At 58.6% G+C, this 21,978-nt stretch carries 10 protein-coding genes and 2 pseudogenes; 6 read left to right on the top strand and 6 right to left on the bottom strand.

Annotated elements, in window-relative coordinates; all coding sequences use genetic code 11:
• Window positions 1-122: 122 nt before the first annotated feature.
• Both EN851_RS20090 and EN851_RS20085 read left to right on the top strand, forming a co-directional pair.
• Complete coding sequence (locus EN851_RS20090; protein WP_126057624.1) at window positions 123-773, top strand: DUF433 domain-containing protein; 651 nt, start codon at window positions 123-125, stop codon at window positions 771-773.
• 4 nt (window positions 774-777) lie between these two features.
• The gene (locus EN851_RS20085) at window positions 778-1,155 is read left to right on the top strand and encodes a DUF5615 family PIN-like protein (RefSeq protein WP_126057625.1); all 378 of its coding nucleotides are present in this window, start codon (window positions 778-780) and stop codon (window positions 1,153-1,155) included.
• 21 nt (window positions 1,156-1,176) lie between these two features.
• On the opposite strand, the gene EN851_RS20080 is transcribed toward EN851_RS20085, so the two are convergent.
• The 3 genes from EN851_RS20080 to EN851_RS20070 are packed head-to-tail and all read right to left on the bottom strand — an operon-like array spanning window position 1,177 to window position 10,908.
• The gene (locus tag EN851_RS20080) at window positions 1,177-3,810 is read right to left on the bottom strand and encodes an ATP-binding protein (protein ID WP_126063810.1); all 2,634 of its coding nucleotides are present in this window, start codon (window positions 3,808-3,810) and stop codon (window positions 1,177-1,179) included.
• Window positions 3,807-4,931, bottom strand: a complete 1,125-nt coding sequence (locus EN851_RS20075) for a DNA repair exonuclease (RefSeq protein ID WP_126057626.1) — start codon at window positions 4,929-4,931, stop codon at window positions 3,807-3,809. Before EN851_RS20075 ends, EN851_RS20080 begins: the two co-directional genes overlap by 4 nt.
• Before the next feature lie 13 nt (window positions 4,932-4,944).
• Window positions 4,945-10,908: a DUF3320 domain-containing protein gene (locus tag EN851_RS20070; RefSeq protein ID WP_126057627.1), complete on the bottom strand. Its 5,964-nt coding sequence runs from the start codon at window positions 10,906-10,908 to the stop codon at window positions 4,945-4,947.
• A 671-nt stretch (window positions 10,909-11,579) separates the two neighbouring features.
• On the opposite strand from EN851_RS20070, the gene EN851_RS20065 reads away from it, so the two are divergent.
• Complete coding sequence (locus EN851_RS20065) at window positions 11,580-14,264, top strand: AAA family ATPase (RefSeq protein WP_126063811.1); 2,685 nt, start codon at window positions 11,580-11,582, stop codon at window positions 14,262-14,264.
• Between the two features lie 21 nt (window positions 14,265-14,285).
• Here EN851_RS20065 and EN851_RS20060 read toward each other — a convergent pair whose 3' ends face one another.
• A complete protein-coding gene (locus EN851_RS20060) occupies window positions 14,286-14,615 on the bottom strand; it encodes a hypothetical protein (protein WP_186815491.1) in 330 nt (109 codons plus the stop codon).
• Window positions 14,616-14,674: 59 nt separating this feature from the next.
• Between EN851_RS20060 and EN851_RS20055 the strand changes: the two genes are divergently transcribed.
• From EN851_RS20055 to EN851_RS20045, 3 genes are read left to right on the top strand one after another with little or no spacing between them, the layout of a single operon-like run.
• On the top strand, window positions 14,675-16,132 hold the full coding sequence (locus tag EN851_RS20055; protein WP_126057628.1) for a metallophosphoesterase: 1,458 nt from the start codon (window positions 14,675-14,677) through the stop codon (window positions 16,130-16,132).
• 2 nt (window positions 16,133-16,134) lie between these two features.
• Window positions 16,135-18,201 (top strand): hypothetical protein, encoded by a 2,067-nt coding sequence (locus EN851_RS20050; RefSeq protein ID WP_126057629.1) that lies wholly within the window; start codon window positions 16,135-16,137, stop codon window positions 18,199-18,201.
• On the top strand, window positions 18,198-19,253 hold the full coding sequence (locus EN851_RS20045) for a hypothetical protein (RefSeq protein ID WP_126057630.1): 1,056 nt from the start codon (window positions 18,198-18,200) through the stop codon (window positions 19,251-19,253). Before EN851_RS20050 ends, EN851_RS20045 begins: the two co-directional genes overlap by 4 nt.
• Window positions 19,254-19,859: 606 nt before the next feature.
• Here the strand turns inward: EN851_RS20045 and EN851_RS20040 are convergent.
• Both EN851_RS20040 and EN851_RS20035 read right to left on the bottom strand, forming a co-directional pair.
• A pseudogene (locus EN851_RS20040) lies at window positions 19,860-20,917 on the bottom strand (class I SAM-dependent methyltransferase).
• A gap of 57 nt (window positions 20,918-20,974) precedes the next feature.
• Window positions 20,975-21,195: pseudogene (locus EN851_RS20035) on the bottom strand (insulinase family protein); the annotation flags it as partial.
• Window positions 21,196-21,978 lie beyond the last annotated feature (783 nt).

The following is a 21,978-nucleotide window of genomic DNA, read 5'->3' as shown; positions in this document are numbered from 1 at the left end:
CCCAAGGGTTTGTGAGGCCTCTCGGCTCACCACCGCCTTTGCTAACCGCCGTGATTCCAAAGACGCGTGCCTTTACGGAGGGGGTCAAACGGCCTATATTATTCTTTATAAGGAGAAGAATAATGGGCACACTTGCTCGCATCTACACCCCCGCAGAGGCAGCCGCCGTCAGCGGGATAGGAATCAAGGCCGTGCACAATGCGATCGACAAACGCATTGTCGATACTGTGCCAAGCACTGCTCGGCGCATCGGTGGGGTCGTCCGACGGGCATTGACCGGCGAGGATTTGCTGCGGCTCAAGCTTTGGTATGGCGTGGGTGCGACATTGCCCGCTGATCGTCGCTACCGCCTGTTCGAGGAAATCAAAGCTGCCCCAAGGGCCAAGACCGTAAGGGCCGACGACCTGCTGATCGTCGACGTCGCCGAGGCACGTAAACAGCTCAAAGCGCGCATCGTGGATCTTGATGAAGCGGAGGCCGCCATCGGCCGCGTTAAAGGGGTGATGGGCGGAGAGCCTGTCTTCAAAGGAACCCGCATCCCTGTTCGTATGATCACGACGATGCTAGCGCAGGGCGCAGATGAAGCGGAGGTTCTGGAGGGATATCCGAAGCTAACGCCGCGCGTGATTGAGCTCGCCAGAATGTGGGTCGCCGCGCACCCGGTTCGTGGGCGGCCTAAGAAGCTGGTCGAGCAGGGCGTGAAAATAAAGTCGTCGAAGCGCGTGGTTTTGAAGGGCGACCCAGGTCCGTCGGCCAGGTCGAGACGCGTGTGACCTCGTGAGGTTTCTGATCGATGAGTGCCTGCACACGTCTCTGGTTGCGGTAGCCCAAGAACGCGGACATGAAGCAAACCACGTCAACTGGCTTGGGCTAAGCGGCGAAACCGACTGGGACCTCATGCCGCTCATTATCGATGAGGATTTCACCTTCGTCACCAACAATGCTAAGGACTTCAGGAAGCTCTATGCCAAAGAACCGGTTCACGCCGGCCTGATTATCGTCGTCCCTCAGGTCGGGCCTGAAAAACAGAGAGAGCTCTTCGATGCTCTCCTCGAGGATCTTGGCCCAGAGGAATTCCTGATTAATGAAGTTATCGAAATCGAGATCGAAAACGGCATTGCAATCGTAACACGATACGATCTGCCGTCGCCCTAGCTGAGGCTGCGCGATCTCCGCTTATGACCGACCCGGTTGCCAGTCGCTCATCTGCAAAATGTTACCGCCGAGTTTTGCAAACGCGCGTTGGCGGCAGGAGAAAACGAGAATCTGCTGATCGTGTGATTGACGATGCAAAGCGTCGAACATGCGCTCGATGCGGTCGTCATCGGAATAAACCAAAGCGTCATCCAGGATAACCGGTGTGGGTCGGCCGTCGCGGGCAAGCAAACGGGCGAAGGCCAGACGTGTCAGAACCGAAAGCTGTTCTCGCATGCCGCCACTCAACCTATCGACATCCTCATCCTGACCATTGCGGCGAACGGTCTGTGGCAACAGTGTGTTCTCGTCGAACACTATGGAGATGTCATCGAATAGCAATCCAAGCAGCGGTCGCAGCTCGGACATGACCGGCTTCAGATAAAGATCGCGTGCCGTCGAGCGCGCAGCGACCAGCGTCGTGCGCAGCCGGTCGAGGACGGCTTTTTCGAATTCGAAGCGTCTCGCTCGCTCTCCAGCGATTTCCAATTTTTCTGTGGCCTCGCGCAAAGCTTCTTCCACCGCGTCGTCGGACCGAGTGCGAATATGGCCATTGAGATCGGCCAGGGTTACACGCAACTGACTTGCTTCCTGTGTGGCGGCATCCTGAACCGAACGGGCGCGGCGCAGAACGGCTTCAGCGCTGGTGAGATCGCGAGCGCCGTCGCGCAGGGGAGCAGCGCGCATTTCGGCCGCTTCGCGCAGCTTTTGTCGTGCGGTGGCCTCGGTGAGCAGCAAGCGCCCCTTTTCCTCGCGCGCTGCATCGGGTCCCAATATGACCTCGAGGCTGGTCAGTTCCGCCTGGATGGTGACATAAGCCGTCTCCGCAGCCATGACAGCCTCGTCGGCATGGCTGCGCAAAGGCAAGGCCTCGCGCACGCTGTTGCGTGTTGTCGCCACACGCTGCTCGGCTGCGGCATGATGTTGCCGGATCTGTTCTGGATCGACTTTGAGTTCGAGGTCCCCGGCCCCGAGGGCACTCAGACGAGCAAGCTCCTCGTGTAATTGCTGTATCCCCTTGGGCGCGAGATCGGCAAGTCGCTGACGCGCCAAGCCCAGTTCGGTAGCTTTGTCGCGCGCTTCCACTAGGCGCTGGCGTGCCGTCCTGAGGCTATCGACACCGAGGGACGCAAGCAGGCTGCGGTGCTTCGCTTCGGCGTCTTCGATGGTCCGGTCGGCCTGCTGCGGCCGATTCGATCGCAGGGTCAAGGCTCCGATGCCGGCAATATCCAGGCGTACGGTGCCAGCAAAGCTTTGGTCTTCTGCATGGGGCAAGGGCTTGGCATCGATGGTCACCAAATCGGCGGCGCCGTCCCGGTATTCCATGCATAGCGTCGGCAGGGTTGCCAGGTGAGCTGCACGAAGGCTGGCGATCTCGATTTCGAGCGCCTGGAGTTGCTCGACAGCTTGTTCCGGCACCGCCAGCATCGCCAGTGCTGCCTCTCCATCTTCGATCTGGGTTCTGGCGACTTCGGCTTGTTTCAACCGGTTGTCCGAGCCGGCCAGTTGTTCGGCAGCGTCACGCGCCAAAAGAGTCGCATCCAGCCGCGCGAGCAATTCGCGTGCTTCGCGCTCTTCCAGTTCGGCTGCTTGAACTTCGCCCATCGCTTGTTCGTTTTCGGCAATGGCAGAAGCGCGCCGATCGAGAACCTCACTGCGGCGAAGCTGCGCAATCGTCGACTGCTGGCGCAAATCCGTGGCTCGTTTGAGCGCGGTCCGAAAACTATCGAGGGCCTGCTGCGCCGCGTCGTGGTGAATTGCGGCAAGGGCAGCTTCCGCCTCGGCGGCTTTCAAGGCTTCGCTGTGCGATTTGGCGGCCTCGACTGCGGCTTCCGCGGCCGAGATGGCTTCCCGCCGAGTGGCGCCTTCTTCGGGGTTTTCAAGCTCAGACAGACGCGCCAACGCCATGCGCCGCTTGTCGAGCGAATCGCGCAGACCGGTGACTTCGGCGCTGAGACGCTGCTCGTCTTTCACCAGCTTGTCACGCTCGTCGAGCGCTGCCGCATAGAGACCGCCGCTCTTGGGACGCAGCGTTGACGTAACCAGGCTATAGAGTTCTTCTTCACATGCCGCGGCGATTTCGGCCATGCGTCGCCCGCCGGTCAGGGCTTCAACTTCCCCCTGAACCGAGGACAGTAGGCTTTCGCGCACGCGTTTTTCGCCGTCCTCCTCGCTTTTGCTGCGCCTTTCGATGCCGGTGACCCCTTGGCGAACCCAGAGCAATCCTGCCGGTCCTGCGCTTCCGCCATGGATTAGTTTGCCGATAAAGGCTTCGGCCTCATCGGCTTGAGCCAACAGTCGCCCGCCGTCGAGGTCAATAACGCTGGCCAGCCTGCCGCCATAAAACTGCTTGGCAAGTCGATAGCGTCCTTCTGAAGTGGTGATGTCGGCCTCCACCACCGGATTGCCCCCACTGTAAGGCCGCAACAGTCGCACGCCTTCGGGTGTGCCCGTGTGAGGCTGGAAAAAGAGTGCGTGCAGCGCTTCGAAGAAGGTTGATTTGCCGAACTCATTGACCGCGCAAAGCACGTTGACGCCGTCGCCGATGTTTTCGATGGCGACGCCTTGCCCGGCGAACCGTTTGACGTTGTGGAGCCGAAGGGCCGTAAGTTTCATGATCCCATCGCCTCGCAATAGCTGAACAACCGAACCAGTGCTTCTCGCGATATGTCGCGTTCGACAGCCGACCGGGTTTCGTCGCTGCTTTCATCCAACAGTGCCTGCGCTGCCTCGCGAAGGGCACCAGAGCGGTCGATCCGATCCAAATCGCCACTTTCGCAGTCGGTCGCGAGCCCGTCCCCGTCCAGTTCCAGATAGGCGAAGTCGGGCGCGGCTACCGCGATCGCCGCTTGAAGGATCGTTCGCCCACTTAACCGCACCCGGCCAGACGCGGCAATTCGCAGCAAAGTCTGACGCCGCAGATGAGCCGGTGGAAGCAACGCTTCAAATGCCGCGGCGCTGTCGTCGCCAGACAGCAGATGCAGGGGAGCGGTTTTCCAGGAAAAGCTAGCTGTTTCAACGGCCACGATCTCGGGCACGGCGCCAGGCCCGGCAATGGAAACGACAAGGGCCTGACCGGGTGTATCATGCTTGAAACGGTCAGGTTCGGGCGCACCGCTATAACGGCTGCGCTCATTGATGGTGACGGGTCCGTGCCAGTCGCCAAGTGCCAGATAATCGAGGCCGGCCTTAGTCGCGCGATCTGGTGCAATGACATCGGACGCTGCTGAATCTTCGGAAAAGTTCTGAATAGCGCCATGAGCAAGGCCGAGCCGGATGGCGCCTTGCGGCGTCGCGGCGCTGTTCATCCACTCGGTAAGGTCGCGACCGGGTCTGCGGGTGGTGCAAGGTGCAGGCAGCAGCGCCACGTCCGCGCCAATGGTCAGGGTTTCGGGCCGCGTCGCCAGCAGGACATTGTCCGGCACAACGCTGTCCGCTGCACTCCACAATTGATCAGCCAACAGGGAATCATGGTTGCCAGGCAGCAATATCCAGCGCAGAGGCGCGCTCTGGCTCATCTCGGCCATGGCCTGCCGCAACATCGCTGGAGTGGGCGTTTCGGTATCGAACGTATCGCCGGCCAGAAGTATGGTGGATGCACCATGGACGCGTGCCTGCTCTGCCAGCCGGCTGATCGCGCCATGGCGCGCTTCACGGAGCCGCCCGCGCAGATCCTCTGGCATGTTGCCGAACCGCTTGCCGATATGAAGATCGGAGCTGTGGATGAATCGAAACATGGAGTCTCCGAGACTATGTCGATGCCAGGTTGCGCTGGGCGCGATCGATGGCTTCATCCAGCCGGGAGCGTGAAATCGCCGCAAGTCGCTCGACACCGAGCAGACGTGCAAGGTCGAGAGCGGGGTCGGACTGTTCCAGAATGTCCTCGTTCGCAACGACGACAGCGGCCAGCTCGGCGATTGGAATGTCGGCAATGGACCGGCGGGCATCGGCATCGAACGGCATGCGATAATCAAGCAGGTCGACCACCGTCCCTCTCTTCCATAGGAAGCTGCCGCTGGATTCTTCAGTTCTATCGAACTCGCGCAGATGCAGGTCGATCCGCTCCCGAATCTTGTTGCCCGTTCTGAGCCAGCCATGCGCCCGTGCGATGCGCTGCGCAAGGACGTCATCTCGCAGAGGTCCTTCCTGCTCGATCACCGCGTCGACCATGGACCGCAGCGTGCCTCGGTAGACGAAGTCATAAAACTGATCCGGGCTGGTGGAAAATCCGGTTAGATCAGTCAGGCGATAACGGCCGCCCGTCGGTACGGTATCATGCGTCGAATGCGCGGCCGCAGGCAAAATTCCTGCAGATGCCGATGGGCGCTCTCCCGTCGCGAGGGGAGCGGCGACAAGTTCTGGCTCTGATTTTATCGACGGATGTTCCGGTTCGCCGGCCGATGCTAGGTCTTCGGCTGGCAATGGGTCCATGGGGTCGACCTTATGTCCCATGTCCCAATGGATCGCGGCTTCACTTTCCTGTTGTTCAGCCTGTTTGCGACGGCTTTCCTCGAGCAGCGCGGCCAGGCTGGCATGAAGCCTCTCGGTGCAACCTTCGAGATCAAACCACCAATCGGTTGACCATACCCGGACAATGTTCCACCCGAGGCCGCGCAGGACCTGCTCGCGGACCTTGTCTCGATCTCGCGCCGTGGCAGAACTGTGATAGGTCGCGCCGTCGCATTCGACCCCAGCCAGATAGGCGCCGGCGAGATCGGGATGCCGGATCCCTATATCCACTCGAAAGCCCGAAATGCCGACTTGAGGAACGATGGTCCATCCGCGCTTCTCAAGCTCGGCAGCGACGGCCTCCTCGAAAGGGGATTCCAGGGCTCCGACCGATCCGCGTTCCTGCGCTGGCAATGCCACAGCGCCGCGTTCGGCAAAATCGAGAAAGGCTTTGAGATGCTGTACGCCGATCGCTTTGGTTCGGTTGGGGTCGATCTGGTCGGCGGCAAAACCTGAAAATACGATCAGTTCCTGCCGCGCACGCGTCACCGCGACATTCAGCCGGCGTTCGCCGCCGTCCCGATTCAGCGCGCCGAAATCCATGCTGCGCTTGCCGGCATTATCTTGCGAAAAGGTGATCGAAAACAGGATTATGTCACGCTCGTCCCCTTGGACATTTTCCAGATTCTTGACGATGGCGGGCTCAATACGCTCGTCGGCAAAGAACCATTCAAGCTCCGGCTCTGTCTGGCGTGCCTTGTCGAAAAGGTCGAGGATGAGCGACTGCTGTTGCGCGTTGAAAGTGATGACTCCGAGCGTGGGTCGGTCCTTTTCCGGTAGGGCCAGCCAACGCCGCATCCTGCTGACCGCCTCGTCGGTTACCGCTTGGGCTTCGATTCGATTGGTGCGGCTTTTGCCACGGTCATAGATGCCGGTCGTGATTTTTCGCAGCTGAACTGCCCGATCTTCCACCGTTGGCGAAGGGAATGTGATGAGCCGGTTCTGATAGTAGTGATGGTTGGAAAAGGCGATCAGCGACTCATTGCGGCTACGATAATGCCAGCGCAGGTCACGTACCGGGATGCCGGCCGCTTTGGCTTCGTCGAGAATGCTCTCAAGATCCTTTTCGTGTTCGACGACTTCCTCGTCCTCCTCGTTGCGGCCAAAGAAATTGGTGGGCGGCAACTGCTTGGGATCGCCTACGATTATGGTTTGATGGGCTCGCGCGATGGCACCGACGGCGTCCCAGGTGGTGATCTGCGATGCTTCGTCGAAAATCACCACGTCGAACAGGGCTTGGTCGGGCGGTAGATATTGAGCGATTGAAAGAGGGGACATCAGCATGCACGGCGCGAGCTTGGCAAAGCTCGTCGGCATCGCGCCAATCATCTCGCGGATTGACCGGCTGGGCCGCTGCAATTCCATCTGATGGCGCAACAGGCCCAACTCGGAATTGCGCGGGACGCCTTGCACAGCCGGCAAACCATGAGCGATGGCACTGATGACGCGAAGGCTTGCTTGAGCGCGGACAAGATCGTCGATTTCCCGGAAATCTTCGATGGCGTGCTCGTGCTGGAAGCGACGGAAATTCCGCAGCACCGGATCGGCATCCAGCGTGGCCGGCAGCCACCAGCGTACATAGGCCAGGCGGAACGCGGATTGAGCTTCAGCTGGTCGCACTAGACCCGCCTCGATATCGTCGACCAACGCTCCCAGATTGTGACTGACAGCCCTGCGACGAATGCCGCACCACGAAGTCCAGTCCCGGAGAAGATGACGGGCGTCGAGCAAGTCTCCCATCGCAGTCGTCAATTCGGTCAGCGGGTTATCATGTTCTGCCCAAGAAGGCGTCTTTCCAGCAGGGATCGCAAATTGGGTCTTGGCAGCCTCGAATGCTGCAGAAGCCGCAAGGAAGCGGGCTGCCCCATAGCGCATCGTGCTATCTGCTGCACCGCTTCGCAGGCTCGGGGCGGTTGCTTGCAGGAGCGCTTTGAAATCCTCCGTGCCGAGGCCGGGCAGGCGTAGCGTCTGTCGAAGCCTTTCGGCCATCGAGAGTATCTGATCGATACGGTGGGTGTCGGTATCAAGTGCGGCAAATCCGATCGGCTTCCCAGATAGGATGTTGGCTTCGACAGTGGCCCGGCGGTCCTGCATCAGGCGCAACAGCAGCAAGTCGTGCTGAGGATCGGCTACCCCCTCTGTGACATAGCCTTGAAGCAGCTTCTGGACTTTGCGTTTGCCCAACTGACTGTTTGGCCAGAATGCAGAAGCGGCCTGCTGCCATTGCTGCTCTATGTCCTCCACCCGTATGCGCGCAACGGCAGCCTCGTCATAGCGGGCCGACAGGTCCTTGCGAGACTTGCGATAGTCTCCGATTGCCTCATTGAGAGTGGCGAGGGCTCCCCGCAACTGGGCGAAATCTCGATCAAAGACAATGCTGACGTCATAGCCGGCACTGTCCTGGAGTGCCGCTGCTAGTTTTCGCAGCGCTTCGAGCTCCGCTTTTGACGCGTCGCCTTTGGCGCGCAGGCCGATGCTCACCAGGAAGGCGTCGAGTGCGGTCGCTAGAACCTCGGACGCATTCTTGAGGGTCTTTGCCCCTTCGAGCAAATTGTCCTGCCAGCCTGACGTCCACTCGGTGACATCTATAAGACGCAAGACCGACCGCATCTCCACCGACTGAAATGCGAGACCTGTTTCGGCGGCAATATGCTCCAGCGCCAGCCGGTTTGCCTCGTCATGGGAATCGCGCGATGGCCAGGACAATCTCGGAGCGTGCTGCCGCTTGTTCTTGAGAGCGATGCCGAGCGCCAGATAAGGCGTCAGACCATTGACATGGTGCCGATGCAGCGCTTCGACATAGGCATTCAGTTCGTCGCGACGGACGCGAAGCCGCTCGTTGATCGCAATCCACTCCGCTGCGTCCACGCGCACGCCGCTTTCCCAGCTGATCCTGAGCTGGGTGAGAAAGTTGCGTCGGTCCGCCTTGCTGGAATGGAGTTCGAGACAATGCGCGCCCAGGCCATGTTCGCGCAGGCGGCGATACACCACATCGAGCGCCGCCGTCTTCTCGGCCACAAACAGCACGGTTTTGCCAACTGAAAGACAGTTGGCAATCATGTTGGCAATGGTCTGGCTCTTGCCAGTGCCGGGAGGACCGATGATGACAAAATCGCGACCCTCAGCGGCGGCAAGACTTGCGGCGGTCTGTGAGGAGTCGGCCGGCAGCAGCAAAACCATGTCGGACGGGGCATAGTGCCGGTCGAGTTCGCGCTCGTCGCGGAATGATGCGCCATTGCCCTCGAAAGCTATCTCCGGCGTGTCGATCAGATGGCGCACGACACGGTTTTCGCGCAGCGCATCGGTACGCTCGACCAGATCCTTCCACATGAGAAACTTGGCGAAGGAAAAGGTCGACAGCGCCGTCTCGTCCACCACCTCCATGCCGGGGACGTCGCGCACTGCCTGGCGCATAAGACCGAGCAGCCTCGGCACATCAACGCCGCTTTCGTCCTCGGGCAGCTCACCGGAAAACTGTGGCAGTTTGAGCTCGAAGTCGCGTTCGAGAAACTGCAACAAGGTTGCGTTGAATCGCGGTTCATCTTCATGGAAGCGCAAGGTAAAATGCGATGTTGCGCTGCGGCGCTCGATTTTGACCGGTACGAGCAGCAATGGCGCGCGATAGCTGCGCTCGTCCTCGGCCTTCTTCTTCCAGCGCAGGAAGCCGACCGCCAGGAAGAGCGTATTCGCGCCGCCCTCGGCAAAATCGTTGCGCACTTGCCGGTAAAGATCGATCAGCCGGGATTCCAATTGACGCCCATCGAGCGTCGACGGGAGCTCGTCGCGCAGAAGCGCTTCCGCGGCAAAGCCACGCTGGAGGTCACGTCCGTGCACCTCGCGATAGAGGACAGCATCCCGCTCGCCCAGTGGATTCTGTTCGGGGAGCGAAATCAGCCGGATCGAAGCGCCTGCCATCAGACGGTCCTCGAGGTAGCCGACGTCAGTACAAAGAAACGGAATTGTCTTCTTGGAGTCCGGAAAATTGAGCAGGCGGTTCCGCAGTGTCAAATCGAGGAGCTTTTTCTGCCAGCGGTCGATCCGTCCGGCCGCTGTCGTCGGCTTTACCTCGACGATCTCGACCGGCAGGGCTACCACGGCCGGTGCGGCTGGCAACGGCAACGCGATTTCGGTTGCCGCCTCTGCATCCACGCTGCGGCGCGTCGGTTCGTGCGAAGCAAGCGGTGTGATGCCGCCGCTGCGCGAGCGGCGTATATCGATGGCTGCGACAAAGGTGGCTACCTGCGTTTCGTCGAGCCGCTGTTCGATTGCGTGTTGGGCAGCCTCCAACGTCATCGCCGGCCGATGCGTCACGCCTGTCGTCTCAAACACGATGAGTTCGCGCGATGCCAGCGCCTTGCGGACCTCCATGGCATCGGGTTCAATGGCGTTGGCGAGCGTCCTTTGTGTCATCCAGACGCCGACGGCCGCGTGTCCCTGAAACATCAAAACGACGGGATGCAAGCCCGTCGCCTCCAGGGCGGACGCGAATAACAGACTGGTATCGAGACAGGTTGCCAGCTTTTCTGCCGTAATAATTGAGGGACGTCGAATTTTTTGGCCGCGGCTTTCGAAGCTCGCAGGTGGCTCTGCATAATGCAGCGATAGGCCAGCAATGGCCGAATAAATTGCGGCCGCCAGCATGAATGCGCGTTGCGGATTGCCGCTTTGATAGCCATCGAGGCTGGAAGGATGACCATGCGCTGCGAGCAGCTCCGCTGCGGAACGCAGCAGTCCTGCGATCGCCGGGTCGTTCGGCATGACGAATGCGGCGAGCAATTGCGCCATATCGACGACGCCACCCCATTCGTCGCGGGCAAGCAGGCGCACCGCAACGCGCTGCTCGGCCAGCACTGCGCCTCCTGAGGTTAGGCGCAACGTTATCTCCCCGCGCTCAGCCTCGTTGAGACCGGCCAGATAGCCGGCGTCGAGATCGATTTTTCGATCGCTTAAGGGAAGCCGGTCGCCAGCAACGATCCGATCAATTGTCCAGCTTTTGGCGCGCAAAAAAGGGGGGTTCGATGTCAGCTCGAGAGTGCATTTTTCGAAACCCTGCTGGGTCGGGTTGTTGAGCGCGATAGACCGGATCACCGGAATAGCATTTTGGAAGGACGCATATGTAAAGCTGGCGGCGATGTCCGCCACGACTTCTATTACGGGCGCGGCTGATATACCGGCAGCATCGCCAGTCTCCGAACTCGTTTCCATACCCCATCCCCTATTTTCATTTACGATAGAACTTTGCCGCCAGAATTTGAAAGTAAATTCTCGGTATGGTCGCCGCTTATGTCCAGCAGCATAGATTTCTAAAAGTGTTACCGCCCAGATAACGGTCGAAATGGAGACAGGCGATAATCGGTCGTCACGATTGGAGGGGATCCAAAAGTCGCGGAAATCGGAGCGCCGGCGCACGCTGCTGAAACCCAAGACGGGCAGGACGTCATCCGCAAATGTGTGGCGGTCCGGGCGCCATGGACCAAGCGTTGCGCGCCTATCGCGAGCGCTGTCGTGGCGCCTATCGCGGACTCGGACCCAGCCCGACAGTGACGGCGAACCTCGATCGGCCTATCGGTGAGGCGGTCGAATTCCGCCCATAGACTATCGAAAGGCACGCACTTCCAGCTCTATCTCCTCGTACGCGTTGCCGGCTACCTAAATTCGTGCGCGCGGTCCAATGCCTTTGATTGCTGATGTCGTTGTGGAGACGTTTGATCGCTGAAGCATTTGTTTGCTGACCTAGCGGCGCGGGGGGAGGTCATTTATTGGGTACATCTCCAGCACTCTATGTGCGATCGCGAGGAAAATTTGTCCAGACAAGCGAATTCATCGAATCTGGACTAATCAATAAGTATAATGATGGTAAGATTCGGGGGGCAGGAATGGCCGAGGTTGGACTTTTGGAATGGGCGGATAAGCAGCCCGACTGGATTAGGGATGCCTTAAGAAGACACGCCGCGCGGCCGGGCTTCAACCTCGAGCAGGAGGATAAGGCCGGTGTAACAGCTCGGGTCCGCCACGTCGGTGGATTTACCGCTGATCTGCCCGAATGCTCTCCGCTCTCGGCGGAGCATTTGAGGGCCAACAGTTCGAACGAGCCGCGCGCGGTGCTTTGCTCACTCGGCCCCGTCAAGCATTTGAACCGCCTCGCCGAAGAGCAGCAACTGCGTTTCGCCACCGATGGCATCACCATTATCTACGGCGACAATGGAAGCGGAAAGAGCGGCTATTGCCGGATCGCGAAGAAGCTTTGCCGTAGTCTGACGGCGGATGATCTTCTTGGCAACGTGTTCGAGATCGGCACCAAACCGCCAGCCGAAGTGCTTGTCCGGTTTCTCGAAGAGGGTGCTACGGAACCGACCCCCATAACCTGGAAGGACGGAACGCTGCCCCCCGCGTCAATTGCACGGATCTCCGTTTTCGACTCCGCGAACGCTCGCCTCTACGTCGATAAGCAAAACCGTATCGGTTTTCTGCCCGCAGCCATCGCGCTTCTCGAAAGCCATGGACGTCACCGCACCGAGCTCGAAGCCGACTTCCGGGAAGAAATCAAAGCGATCGAAAAGAACCTAAAGACACCATTGCCGAGTGGGTACACAGCTGCCGGCGCGGTCGTAAAGCTGCTGGCTCGTCTCGAAATCAAGTCAAAGGACGTGATGCCTTCCGCAGCCGAAATCAAAAACCTCGCTGCCCTCTCAGAGCAGGACATGGCTGATCTCGCTGGCCTCGAACAGGCTCTGGCAAGCGACCCTTCAACGATGGCGACAAAGCGTCGGCGTGCCAAGGCGGCCTTGGAAAAACTGCTGACTGCATCTGAACAGATCGACGCGGCTCTCTCAGCGGCGGCCCTCGAGATTTATCGCAATCTATATGCAACAGCCGATTCTACAGCGCAGGCTGCACAACTTGCCGCCTCAGGAGCGTTCGCGACTATGCCGTTGAGCGGCGTTGGGCTTTCTCCCTGGCGGTATATGTTCGACCATGCACGAGCCTATTTAGCGAGCGTCACTGGCATCGATCATCAGCACTTGCCAGATCAGGAAGGCGATCGTTGCATGCTCTGCCAGGAGCCGATGACGGCGGACGCCGCGGGGCGGATCCAATCCTTCAATGACTTCGTAACGGGCGCCGCAAATAAGGCGGCGCAAGTCGCATCTATTGCCCATGAAGAGGCCCTGCGCCAAATCAAAGGACTCACCATTGCGACCGGGGAGGCGGTTGAGGCGGCTCTCGGAGAGTTTGGCGATCTGTCCGCCGCACGCAAGGCGATGGTGGCCCTGATCTCGGCATATTATGTCGAGGCAGGTAAAAGGCGTGATGCAATTGTCGTTGCGGCTGCGCTGTCCGAGTACGCTGCGTTCCCGCAACTTGCGGCGCCAGTTGCATCGAAACTCCGAACGGAGGCGGAGGCGCTAGAGGCCGAAGCGCTGACGGACGACAAGGCAGCGGCCGACGACGGGAACCGCGCTACCGATCGAGCTCGTCGCGATACACTCAAGGATCGGAAAAAACTGGGCGACGATCTCACCATCGTTCTCGCGCGCTTGGCGAATCTCGAAGAGCGGCGCAAGCTTCTCTCATGCTGCGATGCTGTCGAAACAGGCTCGGTGTCACGGCAGATGACGTCGCTTCGACGAAGCCTCGTCATGCAGGATCTCGAAAAGCGCGTCGTCGCCGAGATTGAGACTCTGGCGTTAACGCACATCCCGTTCGCAGTTAATGATCGTAGTCAAGATGGGCAGAGCTATTTCGAGGTCGGGCTCAACGCGGCAAAAGCGATCTCAAACAGCAAGGTCTTAAGCGAAGGAGAGCAGCGCGCGCTTGCCCTGGCCTGTTTCTTAGCCGAGGTCGGAGGAGACACATCGCGTCAAGGCATGATCATCGACGACCCCGTGTCATCTCTCGACCATGTTCGGATCAGGCGGGTCGCGGCAAGGCTCGTAAAAGAAGCGGCCACAGGACGTCAGATTATTATTTTCACCCATAATCTTCTGTTCTTCAACGAGGTGGTTGACGCAGCTGCGCAGGCCAATCCGCCGATTCCCCTTGTTCGAAACTACATCAACAAGTCCGAATCTGCCGGTTTTGGCTTGATTAGCGAAACTGACGAGCCGTGGATCGCACAGTCTGTCACGAAGCGCATCGAGACTCTCAAGACGCGCCTGAAGAGCTTCGACGGCGCCACTGATTTCACCACCGATGCTTGGCGAAGGTCAGCGAAGGATTTCTACAGCGATCTTCGGGAAACCTGGGAGAGGCTCGTTGAAGAAATCCTGCTCGGTAAAGTCGTCGAGCGATTTAACAGCGATGTCAAGACACAGAGCCTGAAGGGTGTGGTGGTCGAGGACGAAGACCACAAGCGAATCTATTGGGCCATGAAGCGAGTTTCGGAGCGTTCTGGACATGACATGGCGTCCGCCAAGGCCATTCCAGTTCCAACACCAAACGATATGAAGAGCGATCTTGATGGAATTGACCAATATCGTATCGACACCACCAAACGAAAAAAGGATGCCGAAAAGCGCCGGATTGAATTCGAACAGCCTCCCAAGGCGACTGTACTCTAGCCTAATGACTATTGTCGTGTATTACTGGCCCTCACTGGCTTCATCCTGCTGCGCATGCCGGTGTCCGCCTGCCGCGGGCGAAGCCGACGTGACGAGGAAGTATCGCGAGGGCGCCAAGCCATCAATGGCTGTGCGCTCGCTCTTCATCTTGGATTTCAGCGCCGAGAAGCCTGACCGCTGGTAGTGCTTCGCCTGCACAATGTCGCCGCCGGCAAGGGCATGTCGACCATCCATCGCGTCGTCCGGTCCCTCGGGAAAGGCCTCGAAACGCTTGTCGATCTCGCGACCTACGAGGTCGCGGGCCAAATCCTCAAACTCGTTATGGGACAAACTCGAGAAATCATAAGCCATGCGCCCAGATTGAGTGCCCATTTGGTGGGCAGACAAGCAACCGGGGGCACAATTGCGTCGTGCCTCTCCATTACCAACAAAAAGATAAACGCGCTTTCCAGGCGATGCGGTCGGATGATCGTTTCGCGCTTGGCAAAAGCGAACGGATTAGTCTATGGCTCTCGGCGGGGGGGCGAGTTATGCGACGGGTGCGAATCCTTCAAGTAGGCGATATTCACTATCCGGATTGGCATCCTTCCTCTAGCAACATCGATGCCAAGGATAGCAAGTTCGCTCCGAAAATAACGCAGAAGCTACGCGCGTCTTCGCTGCGTGCCGTCTTGACGAAGCTTCGGCGGCTGACGACTTCGAAGCCCTTGGATTCGATCGCCTTCATGGGGGATTTCACGAGCCGTGGCGACAAGACTTTCATTGCTTCGGCATTCCAGCATTTCACGTTGCTCTGCCGCGCACAGGGGCGCAGTTCAAAGGCGCTTCCGTTGATATTCGTACCGGGAAATCACGATGTGAACCGTGATGACGCGCGCGAACTTGGACCGACTGAGAAATTCAGCGAAATGGCGAGTTTAGCCGCCCGCTTGGGTTGGCAGACCGTTCCCGTGGACCAACCCGTGCACTTCAGACTTCCGACAGGATCCGCAGGCGCAAACTTCATCCTCGTCAACACAGCGATAGGCAGTTGGGAGCTTCAGAACCTTCCCGCGTTCCTTCGTGATCGTCTCGAGGCACTCGGTCCTTCTACAGAACCTGTAGATCTCGGCTCGCCGGACACCTCGGGACATTCGCCCGCGACACCTCCCAGCGATCCAGACAAGGAGGCGTCCGACGACGAGTATTACGGTCAGATGGACACGCCATACATCTCGCGTGAGATGCTTGCAGGCCTACAGGAATTGCTCCAGCAGCCCGACATGCGTTACGGCATCATGATCGGCCATCACAATCTGCTGCCACAAAAGACTCCGCGCATTACGCCATACGCGGAGATGCTCAACAGCGGATTTGTCAGAACTCAGCTGCTGCAGGGCAACAAGCCTATCGTCTACCTGCATGGACACATACATGCCGATCCGGTCGAGATCGTCAACGATCCAAGGTTTCCGGACGGCAAATTGATCTGCATCTCAGCACCAGAGATACAGTCAGGTTTCAATGAGCTCGTCTTCTTCACGACCGATCAGGGAGAGCTCGTCGGCATCCGACTTATACCCTACCGCACCAATGTCGCCGACGGGACGGTCATGGAAGGCGAACATTGCTTCATCTCGACTATGTCCAACGGCAAGGCCTTTCTGAACAACGACACGTTTGACCTGATGCGCCGACTGCGCGACCATGCCACCAGGCGCGGGAATGGGTTACTCTTCTGGGACGAGATCACTGAGATTGCCGCCTCCGCCGAGCTCGGGCTAGATTTGGAAGACTCTCTTCTGATGCTCCAAGCGGCGCGCTTCGTCGAGATAGACGGCCTCACGAAGGCAAACTCGGCTTGGCGCATTAAGGTAAGGGACGAATAGAGATGGAGAATCCGTTCGGCCCCAACAGGATCGAGTACGAAAGTCGCCCGATACTGTGGTTCAGTCAGAAGTCGGCCTTGATTTCTGCCGCCGCCAAGCCGGTCTTCGTCGCAGGGACGAGAGGCAGCGGCAAGACCAGTATTCTTCGCTCGCTTTCCACAGTTCATATCCTCGAAGACAAAAGTCTCGCGGACCAAGTCGGCAAGCTCGGCTGGTATGGCGTCTTCTTCCAGCTCAATGAGACATTTTCGCCCCTAATCGACAACGCGGTTCTGAACCTCATTCCGGAGCGGATACGCTTCGACACGGCCGCCGTGATCCCGCGGCAATTCGTAATCTTCTCTCACTATCTGGAGCTGAAGATAGTCGAACGCCTGCTCGAGAGCATCAGCCAGCTCAGACGCGACAGCCACTTGAAATACCGGGCCTCTGAAGATAGGGACGTCGCCTTGGCACTGCATCGCGAAGTGCTGCACTTCATACCCCAACCTGCCCGTCTCGACTTCTTCAGCATAGATGAGCTGCGGGGTGGGATAACCCGGTACGTCGACGAATGCTTCAACGCGTTCTTCTTTGCCGCCGATGAGGGAGCGACCGGCTTCAGAGCGACAGACCCTGGCGCGATCATTAACAAGGTCGCGACCGCGATCACCCCACTTTTAAATGGCCCATCTTTCGCCGGTGACAGGGCGCCCTTCTTCAAGATCCTGATTGACGACTGTGAGGCACTGACACCGCTCCAACAGCAGTTCCTGAACACCTTGGTGAGGAAGACGCGCGGCAATGTGAAATGGGTCCTCGCCTACATCGGCGGCCTTTACGACACGATCCGGACGATCATACCCGGCCAGTCGCTCTCGAATGCTGACCGGGACGTCGAGAATCTTGATTCAGTCGATCCGAGGGAGTTCGCCACGCTGTGCGAGAACGTGTCGTCGCTTCGGCTCTACTATGCGCTTCCTGACCATCTGCGGAGTGATCTCAAGCGCAACGATGCGCTCAGCGCGTTTTCGCTCAAAAACCGGCTGGGGCGGCTTTCCGTCAATGACATCATCGAGCGGGTTATCATATCGGGTCATTCCGAGGGCAGAGAAGAGCTTGTGGCACTCGCTGATGCAGCACGTGAATTCCTCTCCGTGAATTTGAGGACGGCGGATCAGCAGCAATTCCTTCTTGATCGAAAAGCGCGCCCTTATGCCGAAGGGCTGGCGCTCGCGCTCATGAACCCGGAAATCAAGCGCCGGCCCATGAGCAAGGCGGATGCTTCAAATCTGAAGAGGTCGATCGCCCGGAAACAGGGATGGGCTTTTCTGAAAGCGTGCCAGATGCTGCGTCTGCATGACTACCCGTACGTAGGGCACCAGATCATCACATCATTGAGCGACGTCTGTATACGCGATTTCCTTGATATAATGGGAGAGATCTTCCGCCGCAGTGTTCCGAGTTCCAGTGATCCACGAAAACTGGTGGAATTCATCAACTCGGATTTACAGATTCATCTCGAACAGCAGAGACAGGCTGTGAACGCCGCCTCTCAACGGAAGCTTGATGGACTTCAGGCGCTTTCACATCCGTACGAAGAAGAGAGCGTGCGCATGGTGCGGGCGTTGGGTTACCTGACCGCTCGCCTCCAGACAGAGTTTGCCGAAGAAAATGCTCTAGGAACGACAGAGAGAGGCATTTTCAGGGTTGATCTAAAGGAAATGCGCTCGCTGGTGAACCGACTGGAGCAACCCAGCGGAAAACTGGACGAGGTCCTGCGTCGGGCGGAAAGGGATGGGTTTATCCGGGAGGTCTCCGCCGCCGGCAACTTTGAGGTGGACCGCGCCGACCCCGCATCGAAGGAGATGCTGATCAGATTGCATCGGCGATTTGCACCTTACTTCGGGTTCTCCTATCGCGGCCCGTACGAAATCAACACAATCCCTGCGGCGCAGATGGTCGACCTGCTTTTTACCAGGCATCGGCTCCCAGAAGACTGGGCCGACTCGGTGTTTAAGGAGCTCGTCGCGCGGCCCGCACTCAAGACCGAATTCCAGCACTCGCTTTTCGAGAGCGATCTCGAATGACCGCTTCAACTGTCGAGTATCGAGTCTTCGGCCATCTGGCCGTCACTGAGAAGGCGAGAGATGCAGGTACCTGCGAAACGATGGAGGCAGATATCGCGATCGTCGCGCTTGGATGGGAAACGCGTTTCGCCGCGTTCGAAAACCATCTTGACCTGAAGGTCGGCAAAATCGTGGTTCTGGACTTTGCTCTGAAGGAAGCGAACGTCCCAGCCGTCGAAGAAAACCGGCGAAAGCTCATCGCTATGGGTACCCGATGGGGCGTCGAAGTGACTGCGATCACCCTCGAGCCTTCCATCGAGTATCAGAAGAACATCAATCTCCTCGATCACCTGCTCACTCAGATGGCCGCTTCATGTGGCTCATACGAAGGAAGCCTGCGGAAGGTTTTCGTCGAGTGCTCGACGATGCCGCGAATCTACATCCAATGGCTGATTGCGGTGGCATTCAAGAAAATGTCGATTCAGTCTCTCGAATTCGGGTACGCCGAAGGTATCTACGGGAACGCGATCGGCAAAGAGGATTTTTCCAGCGGCTTGGACCGATACGTCACCGTCCCTCATCTTCAAGGCAGCGGAGGAATGGGCGAAGAGAAAGTCCTGCTCGTGGGGATCGGAGGAGATGCCGACGTATTCTACGGATTGATCGATATCGTCAGTCCGGAACGGATCTCGCTCCTCGTCCCAAGAAGCGAGAAGAATGCGCATATCGATGCTTTGCTCGATCAACAGGTGGCCAAGGTACGTGAAACCCACCGGCTCGAAGATGGCGAAGTTCGCGACATCCAGGCTTTCGGGCTGATGGCCCACCTCGATGCTTTCGAGACGTATCTCGACGGGTTCGGCTCGCGTGCGGTGGTGAACGTTTTTGTCAGCGGCCCGAAGGTTCAGGCCATCGCTGCTGCCGTGCTCGCCTGCTCCGACAGCCGCGTCCATCTCAAGGCACGAATTCCCACCTCCTATGCCCATCGTGAAGTCTCAGCGAATGGGCGGTATCATATCTATAGGCTGATTGACCTGACATCCCCTGCCTGCAGCCTTCCCGGGACGTTCTGACACGATCTTGCATTCGAGTAGCATCATGGTCCCAGTAGCCGTTCCGCCAAGCCTTCAGCGCATGTTCGTGTCGCCCGATCCGGTCGATGGGGGACTAATTCCCACTTAGAAGCTGCTCTACATCAGATCAGGGGAAATGCAGACTGGCAGAATTCCATAATTAGCGACTCAAAACATATACTCAGGCGAGACTGTTTAGCATAGAAATAGTGAGCGCTCTCCAATATGTTAGGCTCTGTCGCAGTAGCGCAACAAGCTCAGTCTTTGGATGGGTGGTATGAGGATGAGACGACTGAATGTGTACAGGCTCAGTCATTTTATCGAGGCTCTCGTTTTTGTCGTAAGCGCGTTCGGTGCGACGTGGCTTACCAGCTTTGTGAACGCGCCATGGTGGGCATATGTGATTATAGCGGCCATCACTATGGGCATGTTCGTAGCCGTGCGTCGGGTCCTTTCTGAGCCGCAACGTATGGGACTCTTGGCACACAACTCGGCAGCGACCTCTGCGTGAACCCAGGCGCCTTGAAAATGTCCCCGATGCGTCCGGATTTTTGGCGGTGATCTTCAATCAAATGCGATGAGCTGCAATTTCTGGCGACGGCCACGCTAAGGGCGGGCCTCCAGCACCATGTTGAACGGTGTCTCCGCGGCGCGACGCAATCGCTTGAAGCCGCCGCCGGTCACAACCTTGCGCAGCCTCGCCTCACCGGCCTGGGCTCCAAGCGCGAGCCCGACTTCCTGCGACACGGATGCGGGCGTGCACACGAAAGTGGAAGCGGCATAGTAAACGCGGCCGACGGGATTGAGGTTCGCCGCCAGATGATCATGCGCGAACGGCTCGACGATCATCCACGTGCCGTCCGGCTTGAGCGATCCGTGGACATGGGTGGCGGCGCCCGTCGGGTCGCCCATGTCGTGAAGGCAATCGAAGAATGTGACGAGGTCATACGTTCCGGGATAGCTCTTGGCGGCCGCCACGTCGAACCGCGTGTTAACGCCGACGCCGGCTACCTCGGCCGCCTTGCGGGCGCGCTCAATCGAGGGGGCATGATAGTCGAAGCCGACGAAGCGCGAATTGGGGAAGGCCTGTGCCATGAGCACGGTCGATGCACCATGACCGCATCCAACATCCGCGACGTCCACGCCGCGTTCGAGCTTCTCGACGACGCCCTCCAAGGCCGGCAGCCAGGAGTCGATCAGATTGGCATTGTAGCCTGGACGGAAGAACCGTTCCGTACCGCGAAACGACACGCGCTATGATCGTGCCACCCGACGCCCTTGCCGGACTGGAATGCCTGCCTCACCTTTTCTTCATCGAGCCACAGCGCGGACAGGAACTCGAATGCGCCTGCCATGAAGGCCGGGCTGTCTTCATCAGCGAACACCAGCTCTTGCTCGGCGTTGAGATAGAATTTGTCGCTCGCTTCATCGTAGTCGACGTAACCCGCCGCCGCCTGCCCGGAAAGCCATTCCCTTACGAGGCGTTCCTGGGTGCCGGTGCGTGTCGAAAGTTCGGCGGCCGTCATCTTGCCGCCTTCGCGCAATGCCTTAAACAGGCCGAGTCTGTCCCCCAGCAGGACTCCCGCGCCCGTTGCGATCGCACCGAGATCGCCGACCATTTTCCCCAAGAATGCGTCCAACTTTTCCTGATTCGCTTCAGACATCTGAATCTCCCTTTGGGTTCAATCTCTCCAGGCGACGGAGCCGTGCTCGTCATGAGGCGCCTTGAGCATCAGATGCTCGAAGACATGCAGATATCCCCGGCGGCTCATCCGCGCTGCCGATCCTGCACCAGACCATATCGGTGACGAGCGGCGCGGTGGTCGGGAATGACAGCCACCTCCATGCCGTTGAAAAGCAGGAAATCCGTCACTTTGCCCTCGTCGGTAACCGGCGGAGCCGGAGTGGTCGTCACCAGGGCAAGCCCTGTTGCAGCAGGTATCCTTGGGCAGCCTGTCAGAACATCGATGACTCCGGTTGTGGTGCCGGGGCGGGCGATCAGGGGCCAAGTGATTGTTCCGCGGCGGCTGTATGTTGTGGTAAGGTGATCATGCGAACTCTTGTTGGTCGGTCACGTGTTTTGCGGATGACCCGCATGTACTGTGCCAAATGAGAAAACCATTCAAACGCAATCCAGTAGATCTGACTGTATCCGACATTGTCGGAATTTGGACATCGCCGAACGCGAAGCGCTCGGGGCTTGTGACGATACTTGAGCGTGCTGCTTCGGAGGAGGGATGCGCCTCGAACCGGCCGCGAGGCCTTTTTCTGGCAACGGATATTCCGGCCGGGTTAGGCCGCGAGGAAAGCGACGGTGAATAAGAGGTAGAGGACCAACCGTTTTGAGCGGGTAGTTGCCGTGTTGCGCCCCCAGGCAAAGGCCAGCACCACGGAGCAGTATTTCTGGTGGCGATACTACATCGCCTTTAAGTGCCGGTTACCCGTTTTTACCCAGTTGGCCTGGTGCATTCAGAGCGAGGTCGTTGGAAACCGCTTATTGTGGCTATGAGCAAACTCGGGATGGAGGAGTGGACCCAAAAATTGGCAAAATGCCCCAGGGAGGATTACATGGGTCGCTCATTCCCCGTACTCGTTACAGGTGCGCGTCGCTACGCAAACAGCTTGCTTTTGACTTGGCGTTTCTTGCCGTTTCGGCATCGCTCACTAATTCGGCCGCTGCCGACACCGTGAACTGGCGTCAATTCGAAGGGACCAGCATAACTTG

The organism is Mesorhizobium sp. M8A.F.Ca.ET.208.01.1.1, from assembly GCF_004791315.1.
GTDB lineage: Bacteria > Pseudomonadota > Alphaproteobacteria > Rhizobiales > Rhizobiaceae > Mesorhizobium.
This window is presented reverse-complemented; position numbering and strand designations above follow the sequence as displayed.

Excerpts from the sequence above, each read along its gene's own strand:
- EN851_RS20090 (WP_126057624.1), top strand. The coding sequence starts at position 123 with ATGGGCACACTTGCTCGCATCTACACCCCCGCAGAGGCAGCCGCCGTC.
- EN851_RS20080 (WP_126063810.1), bottom strand. The coding sequence starts at position 3,810 with ATGAAACTTACGGCCCTTCGGCTCCACAACGTCAAACGGTTCGCCGGG.
- EN851_RS20075 (WP_126057626.1), bottom strand. The coding sequence starts at position 4,931 with ATGTTTCGATTCATCCACAGCTCCGATCTTCATATCGGCAAGCGGTTC.
- EN851_RS20070 (WP_126057627.1), bottom strand. The coding sequence starts at position 10,908 with ATGGAAACGAGTTCGGAGACTGGCGATGCTGCCGGTATATCAGCCGCG.
- EN851_RS20065 (WP_126063811.1), top strand. The coding sequence starts at position 11,580 with ATGGCCGAGGTTGGACTTTTGGAATGGGCGGATAAGCAGCCCGACTGG.
- EN851_RS20060 (WP_186815491.1), bottom strand. The coding sequence starts at position 14,615 with ATGGCTTATGATTTCTCGAGTTTGTCCCATAACGAGTTTGAGGATTTG.
- EN851_RS20050 (WP_126057629.1), top strand. The coding sequence starts at position 16,135 with ATGGAGAATCCGTTCGGCCCCAACAGGATCGAGTACGAAAGTCGCCCG.
- EN851_RS20045 (WP_126057630.1), top strand. The coding sequence starts at position 18,198 with ATGACCGCTTCAACTGTCGAGTATCGAGTCTTCGGCCATCTGGCCGTC.